This window comes from Govania unica (assembly GCF_027920805.1).
In the GTDB taxonomy this organism is placed as follows: Bacteria; Pseudomonadota; Alphaproteobacteria; order Sphingomonadales; family Govanellaceae; genus Govanella; species Govanella unica.
Genome location: NZ_JANWOI010000002.1, coordinates 538,743 through 551,433 on the forward strand (window position 1 = coordinate 538,743; position 12,691 = coordinate 551,433).

A 12,691-nucleotide genomic window follows, 5' to 3' on the forward strand; every position below is an offset into this window, starting at 1 on the left:
TCGATGAGTGGTATGCCAATACTTTCGATAGTCACTTTCCTGCCGCTTCTGGGCGCGCTGATCATTCTCCTTCTGCCCGGCGACAAGGATCGCGTGGCGGCGGGGGCACGTCAGGTTGCGCTTTGGACGACGGTCATCACCTTTGCCCTGTCGCTTGTGCTGTGGTTCGAGTTTGACCGCGGCACCTCGGCCTTCCAGTTTGAAGAACGGGTGAACTGGATCAGCGGCGCCATCAGCTACCATATGGGGGTTGACGGCATCTCGGTGCTGTTCGTGTTGCTCACGACCTTGATCATGCCGATCTGTATCCTCGCCAGCTGGGAATCCATCGGCCAGCGGGTTCGCGAATATATGATCGCGTTCCTGGTGCTTGAGACGCTGATGATCGGCGTGTTCTGTTCGCTCGATCTGGTGCTGTTCTATATCTTCTTTGAAGCCGGTCTGATCCCGATGTTCCTTATCATCGGTGTGTGGGGCGGTCCGCGGAAGATTTATGCGGCTTTCAAGTTCTTCCTTTACACGCTGCTCGGGTCGGTTCTGCTGCTGATCGCGCTGATCTATATGTATCTCGATGCCGGGACCACGGACATCCCGACGCTGATGCATCACAGCTTTGACCCCGGCATCCAGAAATGGCTGTGGCTTGCGTTCTTCGCATCCTTCGCAGTCAAGATGCCGATGTGGCCGGTGCATACCTGGTTGCCGGACGCCCACGTGGAAGCGCCGACGGCGGGGTCCGTGGTGCTTGCTGCGATCTTGCTGAAGATGGGCGGTTACGGTTTCCTGCGGTTCTCGCTGCCGATGTTCCCGGTTGCGTCCGTCGACTTTGCCAATCTGATCTTTGTGCTGAGTGTCGTGGCGGTGGTTTACACCTCGCTTGTGGCGCTGGTGCAGGATGACATGAAGAAGCTGATCGCCTATTCGTCGGTTGCCCATATGGGCTTCGTGACCATCGGCATCTTCACCTTCAATCAGCAGGGCGTCGAAGGCAGCATCATTCAGATGCTCAGCCACGGGATCGTGTCAGGCGCGCTGTTCCTGTGTGTCGGCGTGATTTACGACCGTATCCATACCCGCGAGATTGCCCGTTATGGTGGTCTTGTGAACCGTATGCCCAAATATGCGCTGGTGTTCATGGTGTTCACCATGGCAGCTGTGGGCCTGCCGGGGACCAGCGGGTTTATTGGTGAAATCCTGGTGCTGATCGGGGCTTATCAGGTCAACACCTGGGTCGCGTTCGGGGCGGCTACCGGTCTTATCCTTGGTGCGGCTTACATGTTGTGGCTCTATCGCCGGGTCATCTTTGGTGACCTTGTGAAAGAGGATCTGAAATCCATTCTCGATCTCAATCGCCGCGAAGTTCTGATGTTCGCTCCGCTGCTGGTGATCGTGTTCTGGATGGGTATTTATCCCGCGTCCTTCACGGACTTCCTGCACAAGTCGGTTGAAAATCTGCTGGTGCAGCACGAGACGGCCAATGCGGCGGGTGCCGTGAAGAAAACTGTGCTTCTGGAGACTGCTCAATGACTTTGGCTGCCATCCCGCTTTTGGGCCCGGCCTATCCGGAAATCCTTCTGGCTGTTGGATCGCTGGTGCTGCTGGTATTTGGCGTCTTCTCCCGCGAGGAGGTGGCCAACCGTGTCGTGACCTGGGGTGCGGCGGCACTTCTGGTTGGAGCATTTCTGCTGACTCTTAATCAGCCGATGGCACATACCCTGACCTTTGGCGATATGTTCATCGTCGACGGGTTCACGCGTTTTGCGAAGCTTCTGGTGTTCCTTGCCTCGGCGCTGGCCGTGGTCATGTCCACCGGCTATCTGCAGGCCGAGCGCATGATGCGCTTTGAATATCCGATCCTGATCGTTCTGGCCGCGCTTGGCATGGGCATGATGGTGTCGGCCAATGACCTGCTGTCGCTTTATGTGGGTCTGGAGCTGCAGAGCCTTGCGCTTTATGTGCTGGCGGCGATCCGTCGCGATAGCGCTGTATCGACCGAAGCCGGTTTGAAGTATTTCGTTCTGGGGGCGCTGTCGTCGGGCATGCTGCTATATGGCAGCTCGCTGGTTTATGGTTTCAGCGGCACCACCAATTTCGAAATGCTGGCGCAGGTGTTTGCGGTTGAGGGTTATAAGGCTCCGATCGGCATGATCTTTGGTATCGTGTTCCTGGCGGCGGGGCTCGCGTTCAAGGTTTCGGCGGTGCCGTTCCATATGTGGACGCCGGATGTCTATGAAGGCTCTCCGACCCCGGTGACGGCGTTCTTTGCCGTGGCGCCGAAGATTGCAGCACTGGCGCTGTTTGCCCGCGTGGTGCTCGATCCCTTTGCGGATTTGTCCCATGAATGGCGTCAGATCATTGTGTTTCTGTCGCTTGCCTCCATGGTTCTCGGGTCGGTTGCGGCTATCGTGCAGACCAATATCAAACGTCTGATGGCTTATTCCTCGATCGGTCACGTGGGCTATGCGCTGGTCGGGCTTGCCGCCGGAACGCATGAAGGCGTGCAGGGGCTGCTGGTTTATCTGGCCATTTATCTTGCCATGAACATCGGCGCCTTCGCCTGCATTCTGGCGATGCGGCGTGAGGATGGGACCGCCACCGAAAATATTTCGGATCTTGCGGGGCTGGCCCAGTCGCGTCCGATGCTGGCTGCGGCCTTTGCGGTGTTCATGTTCTCGCTGGCCGGCATTCCGCCGCTCGCCGGGTTCTTCGGCAAGTTCTATATCTTCATTTCGGCGGTCCATGCCGGGCTGATCTGGCTGGCCGTTCTGGGCGTGCTCGCGAGCGTTATTGGCGCTTACTATTACCTGCGGATCGTCAAGGTCATGTATTTTGACGCCCCGACCGTGCGGTTCGAAGCTTCGTCCGGCAAGACGCTCAATGTGGTTCTTGCGGCGACGGCTTTTGTCACCGTCTGTTTCGTGTTTGCACCGTCGACCATCGTCGTGCCTGCCGCTACGGCGGCCGCGGCTTTGGTACCTTAAGGCGGACGGCGTATGACCGCCGTCGCCTGCGAAGTCCACGACAGTCTTGACAGCACCAGTGCCGAGGCCCGGAGACGGGTCTCGGCCGGTGCGTTTCAGGATCTGTGGATCGTTGCTCGTCGGCAGACCAGCGGGCGCGGTCGTCGCGGCCGGGCCTGGGTGTCCGATAGTGACAATCTTTATGCCTCGCGTCTGATTGATCCGGCCTGTCCGTCTGCGCGGGTGGCCGAATTGTCGTTTGTGGCGGCTTTGGCCGCGCGCGATGCTGTCAGGGCGCAATTGCCGCCGGGCGCGCCGCCCGTGACCTGTAAATGGCCGAATGACGTGTTGATCGGCCGCCGCAAGGTGGCAGGCCTGTTGCTTGAGGGCGAGGGCGGATCGCGCTGGGTGGTGGTCGGCATCGGCATCAATGTGACGGACTTCCCCGACGGGATGGAGACGCCGGCGACGTCGCTTGTGGCTCAGGGGGGCACGGCGGATGTGGAGGCGGTGTTTGGGGCGCTCGCGGATGCTTTTGAGCAGTGGTTGACGGTTTGGCGCACAAGCGGCTTTGCGGCCATTCGTGCGGCCTGGCGGGACGCAGCCTCGGGGCTTGGGGAAAAAGTTCGGGTTCGGCTTGAAACCCGCGAGTTCGAGGGCATTTTTCGTGACCTTGACCCAAGCGGGGCGCTTATAGTCGATTGCGCTGACGGGCGTGAGGAACGGGTCGCCGCCGGCGATGTGTTTTTGTTATGAACCTTTCCATAATCCGGGCGCTTACACTGAGGGATGACCATGCTGCTCGCCATTGACGCCGGTAATACCAATGTGGTCTTCGCGCTTATGAGCGAGGATGGCGTACGTCATCGTTGGCGTATTTCCACCGTCGGCAATCGTACGGCTGACGAATATATGGTCTGGCTCATTCAATTGATGCAGCTTGAGAATTTGAAGCCTGAGGGCATCACCGGGGCGATCATCGCCACCGTCGTGCCGCAGACTCTGTTTCCGCTTCAGTTGCTGTGCCGCCGCTATTTCCAATGCGAGCCACTGGTGATTGGGGCGGCGGAGGTTGATCTTGGCATCGCGGTCAAGGCACAGGATGTGGGGGCCGACCGTCTTGTTAATGCGGTCGCCGCTCACGATATCTATGGTGGCGCCCTGGTGATTCTGGATTTCGGCACGGCGACCACTTTTGATGTGGTCGATGAGGAGGGCGCCTATATCGGCGGGGTCATTTCACCCGGCATCAATCTGTCGCTGGAGGCGCTGCATATGGCGGCTGCCAAATTGCCGCGTATCGCGGTCGAGCGGCCGGAGCGGGTGATCGGGCGGGCAACCGTCCCGGCCATGCAGTCAGGGGTTTATTGGGGCTATGTGGGCCTGATCGAGGGGATTGTCTCGCGCATCAAGGCCGAATATGGCGCACCTATGAAAGTGATCGCGACCGGTGGTCTCGCCACGCTGTTTTATAGTGCGACCGACGTGATCGAAGCGGTGGATCAGGAGCTGACCATCAAGGGGCTACGTATGATTTACCAGCTTAACCAATTGAAGAAGTAAATGACCAGCAAAGACCTTTTATTCGTGCCGCTTGGCGGCACTGGTGAGATTGGGATGAACCTCAATCTCTATGGCTACAATGATCGTTGGATCATGATCGATCTTGGGATTTCCTTTGCGGATGATCATCTGCCGGGGATTGAGGTCATCATGCCGGATCCGGCCTTTATCGTCGAACGGCGCGACAAGCTTCAGGCTTTGTTCGTGACCCATGCCCATGAGGATCACGCGGGCGCGGTCGCGCATCTCTGGCCGCAATTGCGTTGTCCGGTCTATGCGACACCGTTCACGATTGCGATCCTGCGGGCCAAGCTGAAGGAAGCCGGATTGCTCGATCAGGTGCCTTTGCATGAGGTGCCGCTGGGCGGGCAGGTGACGGTGGGCGACTTTACGGTCGATTATGTGTCGCTGACCCATTCGATCCCCGAGCCGAACGCGCTGTTGATCACAACGCCCGTGGGCAAGATTTTTCATACCGGGGACTGGAAGCTTGACCCCGGGCCGGTGATTGGCGAGCCGACGGACGAGCTTGCGCTTCGGGCCATCGGGCAATCCGGCATTCTTGCCATGATCTGTGACTCGACCAATGTTTTCAACAAACAGGGGTCCGGGTCGGAAACCGAAGTGCGCGACAGTCTGGTTGATGTGGTGGCCGGGCATAAGGGACGGGTGATCGTCACCACCTTTGCGTCAAATGTGGCCCGGCTTGATTCGATCGCGGCGGCGGCGGCGGCGAACGGGCGGCATATCTGCCTGCTTGGGCGCTCGCTGGTGCGCAATGTGGAGATTGCCCGCTCGCTTGGCTATCTGCAGGACATGCCGCCGGTGGTGGCTGAGGAAGACGCAGGCTATCTGCCGAAGGACAAGGTGCTTTACATCTCGACCGGCTGTCAGGGCGAGCCGCGCGCGGCGCTGTCGCGTATCGTCGCCGGTCAGCATCGTCATGTATCGATCAGCCCGGGTGACGTGGTGGTGTTTTCTTCGAAAATCATCCCCGGCAATGACATCTCTATTGGGCGCATGATCAACCAGCTGGTGAAAGCCGGTGCCGAAGTCATCACCGAGAAGGACGCCTTTATCCATGTGTCGGGCCATCCGGGGCAGGGCGATCTTGAACAGATGTATGACTGGATCAAGCCGCAGGTCGCGGTGCCGGTTCATGGCGAAGCGCGGCATCTGCTGAAACATGCGGCCTTTGCCCGTGAGTGGGGTGTGCCGCAGGTGATCACGGCGGAAAACGGCTCGGTGGTGCGACTTGCGCCGGGCCCCGCGAAGATTATCGAGGTGGTCGATACGGGCCGTCTTGCCCTTGACGGCAAGGTGTTGGTCGCGGCCGACGGGCTTGAAATCGCCGAACGCCGCCGCATCATGCATCACGGCTATGTGGGGGTTGCGGTCGCCGTCGACGAGAACGGGGAGCTTGTGGCCGATCCTTGTGTCGATCTTCAGGGCGTGCCTGCAAAGGATGCCGATGATCTGATCGATGACATCCTTGACGCTGTCGAGGACGCCATCGAGCGCATGAGCAAGGCCGATCGCCGCAAGGATGATCGCATGAGCGAGGCCCTGCGTGTGGTCGTGCGTCGTGTGGCACGCGATGCCACCGGCAAGCAGCCGGGCCCCATCACCAAGGTTCACCTGTTGCGGGTGGACTGACCTCATCGCTATCATAATAAACGACAGGAGCAGGGAATGATCGGACGTTTGAACCATGTGGCCATTGCGGTGCCGGATCTTGAGGCGGCGATGGCGCTTTATCGCACGACCCTTGGCGCCAAGGTGTCAGAGCCGGTGGATCAGCCCGACCATGGTGTTGTGACCGTGTTTGTGGAGCTGCCGAACACCAAGATCGAGCTGTTGTACCCGCTTGGGGACAAGTCGCCGATCGTCAATTTTCTTGAACGCAATCCGGCTGGCGGCGTGCATCATATCTGCTATGAGGTCGAGGATATTCTGGTCGCGCGGGATCAGTTGAAGGCAGCTGGCGCCCGTGTGCTTGGCGATGGGGAGCCGAAAATCGGCGCTCATGGCAAACCGGTGCTGTTCCTGCATCCTAAGGATATGTTCGGGACGCTGGTCGAAATTGAACAGGTATAACGGCCGTCAATCGGCGGTTTTATGAGTGAGGATCAACAGTATGCTGGACATTATCAGCCCCATTGTCGTGATTGCCATCGCCTGGTGGCTGGTGTTTTTCACCCTGTTGCCAATCGGTGTGAAGACACATGAAGAGGCGGGGGTGGAGCGTCCCGAAGGGACTGAGGAAAGCGCGCCGGTCAATCCCGGAATCAAATGGAAAATGGTGGTGGCCACAGTGGCCTCTGTGGCGATCTGGGTTCTGTTCTGGTTGGCGCAGAAATACGATTTGTTCAGCTTCCGTCCGGATTAAGCGCAGCTCGATCCGGCTTATGCTCGTGGGGATGGCGGCCTTTGGCTTGCCGTCCCTTTTTTGTTTGTACTGCTCTCAATCATAAAAGTCATAGAGTCTATATCCTTGGGTCGGAATCGGCTCGGCGGGGATGCTGGAGGGGCCTGAAAAGGCATAGGCCAAATAAATTAGACTTTCTGTTTATTTTGCTTTGAGATTATATGAATTAATGTCATAAATAATGCATCCAAGGATAGTAAGTGTTGCAGTTTAGTATCTTAGTGGCCTTAAGCTGGTAAGAGAAAAAATGAGTCCGCCCGAGTAAGACGTTGTGTCCTTTCTCCAGGTAGGAATGCATATGCATCACTTGATCGATCAGTTCCCTTTGTCTGACCTATGTCATCCCGCGATATCTTTGGTCGCCGGATGTCGGGTTGTGCGATTGGCTCCTTTGTTTCAGGGGACTTCGCGGCAAATGGTGAACTCGCGGTCCCGGATGATGACGGAATATGTGATCCCGGTTTTTTCCGCTTTGGACCCTGCCGCCAGATGGCAGGCCAGATGGCAGGGCCCGGCGCAGTTGATGAGTTTTTCGATCGTGGAGGAACAGCCTCATGGGCTTGCTCCGCAATCACGGATTTCCCGGGCAATGTCCGGCCAGAGTCTCCCCCAGAGTATCTGTAACCCCTGAGAACGACTGGCCGTTCATCGCAAGATGAACGGCTTTTCTTTTTTTGTGGTCTGATACGGAAGGGGTCTGAAATGACGAAAGGCAAGGTTCCGTAGAACCTTGCCCCTGTCGTTTTTTTACCTGATGTCTTTTTTTATTGTATGGCCGGTTAGCCGTTTTATTATTATGGACCTCCCCAAACTTGGGCCCTCAGACGTGCCTGTCGAAGAAGACGGTAGTCGAGGTTTTTTATGCTGTCATCCCGCAAAATTGAGTGTTTCATAGCGTAATGGTACTATTTTTGGATATGTGGCGGAAGGGACACACAATTGGTGGTGAATACAAAATACTCTATCTGTTCTGTGGGGATTAAGCTGTTTGTGGGCTTTGCGGCTGTTTGCATGGCGTCTATGGCCTCTGCGGAAACCTATACTGCGAAGAGCGGTGTTGAGCCCGTGCCCAAGTCAGGGACTATCACCAACCGGACCGTCAAGTCCGTTGCATTTTCCGATCACAGCATTCTGTTGCGGAGCGATGATTGTCAGGCCCTGACGCGTCACGAACCTGATGAGGATGTGACCTATAAGCCTGAGACGGGGCCGGGGACCGTTCCGGCCGATCTGCGCTCCGGTCCGGATTTCAATGACCGGGTGCGCAATTTCGATTTGCCGCTCCGAGTTGATCTTGACCGCCGCCTGTCCATTCGTCCGGACGGGTCGCGCCGTCCGATCGGGGCCGAAGGCGTGATCGGGACGATCGCGGTCAGGGACGGAGTGGTTTATTTCGATGGCGAGCGGCTCGGCGGCGATGAGGTCCGGGGCATGCGGGACGCCTGTGTGGCGAGTGCGGGGGCTCGAAAGCGCAAATAGCGCCTATTTTGCTGACGGAAAAGTAGCGCTTTTATGATCACGCCGCTATGATGCCGCGGTCGCGCGTCGCGTGGCTTTGCGTTTTTTTCATAAGCACTTGGGTCTGATTTCATGCGTCTCAGCCGCTATTTTCTGCCGATCCTTAAAGAAAACCCCGCCGAAGCTCAGGTCATGTCGCATCGTTTGATGTTGCGGGCCGGGATGATCCGGCAAACCAGCGCCGGGATTTATGCCTGGATGCCACTGGGGCTCCGGGTGTTGAAAAAGGTCGAGCAGATCGTGCGCGAGGAACAGAACCGCGCCGGCGCCATCGAAGTCCTGATGCCGACCATTCAGTCGGCGGACATCTGGCGCGAAAGCGGGCGTTATGACGATTACGGCAAGGAAATGCTGCGGTTTGAGGACCGCAATGAGCGCGAGATGCTGTTCGGTCCGACCAATGAGGAAATGATCACCGATATTTTCCGCAACACGGTCAGAAGCTACCGTGATCTGCCGAAGAATCTCTATCATATCCAGTGGAAATTCCGCGACGAGATGCGCCCGCGCTTCGGCCTTATGCGCGGTCGTGAATTCCTGATGAAGGACGCATATTCCTTCGATCTCGATTTCGACGGTGCGCGTAAGTCCTATAATGCCATGTATCTCGCCTATCTGCGTACCTTTGCCCGCCTTGGTGTGGTGGCAATCCCGGTGCGTGCGGATTCGGGGGCCATCGGCGGCGATCTCAGCCATGAATTCCATATTCTGGCCTCGACCGGCGAAAGCGATATCTTTTATGACGTCGCCATCGAAGGTATCGAGCTTGCGAAGCTCGCCACCGGCGGTAGCAATTTCGGCGAGACGGTGGAGAAGCTGCAGTCGCTTTACGCCATGGAGACGGAAAAGCACGATCCCGCCACTTGCCCGATCCCGGCTGAGAACCTGCGTCATGCCAAGGGCATCGAGGTCGGTCATATCTTTTACTTCGGCACCAAATATTCAAAAGCCATGGGGGCTAAAGTCACCGGTCCCGACGGCTCCGACGTTCATGTGGAGATGGGGTCTTACGGGATTGGCGTGTCACGCGTGGTGGCGGCGCTGATCGAGGCCAATCATGACGAGAATGGCATCATCTGGCCCGAGTCCGTGGCACCCTTCAAGGTGGCGCTGCTTAATCTCCGGGGCGATGACGCGGACTGCGTTGCCGCTTGTGACGGGCTTTACGAACAGCTCGAAAACGCCGGTGTTGAAGTGCTTTATGACGATACCAACGAACGGCCGGGTGGCAAGTTTGCGGTCGCCGATCTGATCGGGGTGCCGTGGCAGCTTATGGTTGGCCCGCGCGGCTTGAAAAACGGCGTCGTGGAATTGAAGCATCGCCGCAGCGGCCAGAAGGAAGAGCTTTCGGCTGAGGCGGCTCTGGCCAAAATTATTGGCTGACGTGAGCATTTTGGGCGTTTTGGGGTAAGGGCGGTGCGAGATTGTTCGCAGCGCCCGGTGTGGCGGTTTTGTGGGGTCGACCATAATGTTCAAGGGCTTTGAATGGCTGGTGGCGGGCCGCTATCTGCGGGCGAGACGGAGCGACAGCTTCATCTCGGTGATCGCGTCATTTTCGATGGTCGGCATCACGCTTGGGGTGGCGACGCTGATCATTGTCATGGCGGTGATGAACGGCTTCCGTGAGGAGTTGCTGTCCCGCGTCATCGGCTTCAACGGCCATTTGATGGTGCTTGGCTATGAAGGCAAGCTTGAGGATTACGACGCCATCGCCAATCGCGTCCGCAAGGTCGAGGATGTGGTGCGGGTCGGGCCGATGATCGAGGGCACTGTGCTGGTGTCCGCCAACAACCGTTCTGACGGCGCGGTGGTGCGGGGCATGAAGCCCGAGGATCTCGACCATCAGGAAGCCATCGCCGACAACATCAAGTCCGGCAGCCTCAAGGACTTTCATTCCGACGAAAATGTCATCGTCGTCGGCACCCATTTTGCCGAAAGCTATGGCTTGCGGCTGGGGGACGAGGTGACGATCTTGTCGCCTAAGGGGGCAGCCACGCCGTTCGGGGTGGTGCCGCGTGCCGCCCGTTATCGTATTGTCGCCTTGTTTGAAACCGGGGGGTATGATTATGACGCCCGGTTTATCTTCATGCCGCTTAAACAGGCTCAGACCTATTTCCAGCTGGGCAACAATGTGCATGGCATTGAGGTTTTTCTGACCAATCCCGATATGGTGCAGAAAGTGTTGCCGGACATCGCCCGGGCGGTACAGGTCCCGGCCCGTGTGGTAACCTGGGAACAGATCAATCCGGCCTTGTTCAGTGCCTTGATCGTCGAGCGGAACGTCATGTTCCTGATCCTGACGCTGATCATCCTGGTGGCGGTGTTCAATATCATTTCAAGCCTGATCATGCTGGTCAAAGACAAGGGCCATGATATTGCGATCCTGCGCACCATGGGGGCGACCCGTGGATCGATTATGCGCATCTTCTTTATCGCAGGGGCCAGTATCGGGGCCATCGGCACCCTTGCCGGGTTCGGCATCGGCGTGCTTTTTTGTGCCAATATCAAAAACATACAGCATGGTCTTGAAAAAATTCTTGGGACTGAGCTGTGGTCGCCGGAACTGCGGTTCCTAACGGAAATTCCGGCCCATATGGAGGTCGCCGAAGTCTTGACGGTGTTGGGGATGTCCTTGATCCTCTCGTTCCTTGCCACTATTTATCCGGCATGGCGAGCGGCGCGCCTCGATCCCGTTGAAGCTTTGCGTTACGAGTAATCTCATATGCTGCGACTTACATCTATTCGCATGGACTTTTTTCAGGGCGGCGAAACGCTGCATGTCCTGCGTGGCGTTGATCTTGAGATCGAGCGTGGCGAGGTGGTGGCGCTTGTGGGCCCGTCGGGCTCGGGCAAATCCACATTGCTGCATCTGGCCGGGCTGCTTGAGGCGCCGACCTCGGGCGAGGTGATGATTGGCGACGTCAACGCATCGGGTCTCGCCGACCGCGAGCGCACGCTGATCCGGCGTAATGAGCTTGGCTTCGTCTATCAGTTTCATCACCTGCTGCCGGAATTCACGGCGCTTGAAAATATCGTGCTGCCGCAATTGATTGCCGGTGTTCCAAAGCGGGTGGCCGAAGGCCGGGCCCATGAGCTTCTGGAGCTCGTTGGCCTGACCGCGCGGGCGCGTCATCGTCCGGCGCAATTGTCGGGTGGTGAGCAGCAGCGGGTCGCCTTCATGCGGGCGCTGGCCAATCGGCCGAAGGTGTTGCTTGCGGACGAGCCAACGGGCAATCTTGATGATCACACGGCCGAGCTTGTGATGAGCGAACTGATGAAGCTGGCGAAGGACACTGGTGTTGCGACCCTGATCGCGACCCATAATCGTGAACTGGCGTCGCGCATGAACCGATGCATGCAACTCCGTGAAGGTCAATTGCACCCGATTGACCCCCTGGCAGGAGGTGAATGATGGAAGGCACTATTAACTATGCCGCGATTTTCGTGGCGGCGTTGTGCAACTTTGTCATCTGGGTGATCTGGTATCGCCGCGCTTCGGCTCAGTCTCGGTTGCGGGAATCCGGGGTTGCGTCTGAGGGGCCGATTAAGCCGCCCTATCTCTTGTTCGCCGGGGCGTCCCTGGTGATGTCCATTGCCTTGGCGGTGATGATGGCGGCGGCTGGGTTCCATACCTTTGCCGAAGGGCTGCTGTTCGGGATCATTGTCGGCTTTGGCTTTGCCGCTATGGCGGTTCTGCCTGGTTTTGCTATGGAGATGCGGCCGCGCTGGGTCTATCTGCTGCATGCGGGGGCGGTTGCGCTTGGCTCCTGGGCCATGGCTATTGTGCTTGCAAGCTGGCGCTGAGCAAGGGTCCGATAACAGTCCTTCCGGGACATGACGCAACGGTTTAAGGGGAACAATCATGGATTTTCTGGCTATCGATCCACTGGCCGTTCTGGCGGCAGGGGCCGCCATATTCGCTATTTCCCTTGTCTGGCAAGGGCTGGTGATGAAAACCTGGCCCGGTGTCACGCCCGTGATCGCGCGCGCGGTTCTGGCCCTTGTGACGGCCTATGCATTGGGCCTGATCATTGTCTGGTCCGGCATGACGGGGCGGGTGCCCGGCGCCATTCTGGGCTTTATCGCCGCCCTTGGCCTGATTGCTCCGGCTTTGCTGCAACTGACCTTTTCGGAACAGCGCCCGGTGACTTTGTTCCGGCTGGGCCTGATCCATATCCTGATCGAGCTGACCGTGGCCGGGGCTATCCTCGGCGGCTGGTGA

General features: G+C 58.0%; 13 protein-coding genes. All 13 read left to right on the top strand.

Going from position 1 to position 12,691, the window contains the following annotated elements; translation table 11 throughout:
* Positions 1-3: 3 nt before the first annotated feature.
* The 13 genes from NYP16_RS07240 (at position 4) to NYP16_RS07300 (ending at position 12,691) form a co-directional block, all read left to right on the top strand.
* Positions 4-1,527: an NADH-quinone oxidoreductase subunit M gene (locus tag NYP16_RS07240; protein WP_274943446.1), complete on the top strand. Its 1,524-nt coding sequence runs from the start codon at positions 4-6 to the stop codon at positions 1,525-1,527.
* Positions 1,524-2,981 carry an NADH-quinone oxidoreductase subunit NuoN gene (gene nuoN, locus NYP16_RS07245; protein WP_274943447.1) on the top strand — a complete coding sequence of 486 codons (1,458 nt, stop codon included), beginning with the start codon at positions 1,524-1,526 and terminating at the stop codon, positions 2,979-2,981. Before NYP16_RS07240 ends, nuoN begins: the two co-directional genes overlap by 4 nt.
* Positions 2,982-2,993: 12 nt before the next feature.
* Positions 2,994-3,716, top strand: coding sequence for a biotin--[acetyl-CoA-carboxylase] ligase (locus NYP16_RS07250; protein ID WP_274943448.1), 723 nt, complete (start codon positions 2,994-2,996; stop codon positions 3,714-3,716).
* A gap of 39 nt (positions 3,717-3,755) precedes the next feature.
* On the top strand, positions 3,756-4,523 hold the full coding sequence (locus NYP16_RS07255) for a type III pantothenate kinase (protein WP_274943449.1): 768 nt from the start codon (positions 3,756-3,758) through the stop codon (positions 4,521-4,523).
* Positions 4,524-6,179: a ribonuclease J gene (locus NYP16_RS07260; protein ID WP_274943450.1), complete on the top strand. Its 1,656-nt coding sequence runs from the start codon at positions 4,524-4,526 to the stop codon at positions 6,177-6,179.
* A 36-nt stretch (positions 6,180-6,215) separates the two neighbouring features.
* Entirely contained in the window at positions 6,216-6,620 is a 405-nt protein-coding gene (gene mce, locus NYP16_RS07265) for a methylmalonyl-CoA epimerase (RefSeq protein ID WP_274943451.1), read from the top strand.
* Between the two features lie 40 nt (positions 6,621-6,660).
* On the top strand, positions 6,661-6,912 hold the full coding sequence (locus NYP16_RS07270) for a DUF1467 family protein (RefSeq protein WP_274943452.1): 252 nt from the start codon (positions 6,661-6,663) through the stop codon (positions 6,910-6,912).
* 1,104 nt (positions 6,913-8,016) lie between these two features.
* On the top strand, positions 8,017-8,430 hold the full coding sequence (locus NYP16_RS07275; protein WP_274943453.1) for a hypothetical protein: 414 nt from the start codon (positions 8,017-8,019) through the stop codon (positions 8,428-8,430).
* Between the two features lie 111 nt (positions 8,431-8,541).
* Complete coding sequence (gene proS / locus NYP16_RS07280) at positions 8,542-9,852, top strand: proline--tRNA ligase (RefSeq protein WP_274943454.1); 1,311 nt, start codon at positions 8,542-8,544, stop codon at positions 9,850-9,852.
* Positions 9,853-9,937: 85 nt separating this feature from the next.
* Entirely contained in the window at positions 9,938-11,185 is a 1,248-nt protein-coding gene (locus NYP16_RS07285) for a lipoprotein-releasing ABC transporter permease subunit (RefSeq protein WP_279347194.1), read from the top strand.
* Between the two features lie 6 nt (positions 11,186-11,191).
* Complete coding sequence (locus tag NYP16_RS07290) at positions 11,192-11,881, top strand: ABC transporter ATP-binding protein (protein ID WP_274943456.1); 690 nt, start codon at positions 11,192-11,194, stop codon at positions 11,879-11,881.
* Positions 11,881-12,273 carry a DUF1761 domain-containing protein gene (locus NYP16_RS07295; RefSeq protein ID WP_274943457.1) on the top strand — a complete coding sequence of 131 codons (393 nt, stop codon included), beginning with the start codon at positions 11,881-11,883 and terminating at the stop codon, positions 12,271-12,273. The genes NYP16_RS07290 and NYP16_RS07295 overlap by 1 nt, the downstream gene beginning before the upstream one ends.
* Positions 12,274-12,331: 58 nt before the next feature.
* The gene (locus NYP16_RS07300; RefSeq protein WP_274943458.1) at positions 12,332-12,691 is read left to right on the top strand and encodes a DUF1761 domain-containing protein; all 360 of its coding nucleotides are present in this window, start codon (positions 12,332-12,334) and stop codon (positions 12,689-12,691) included.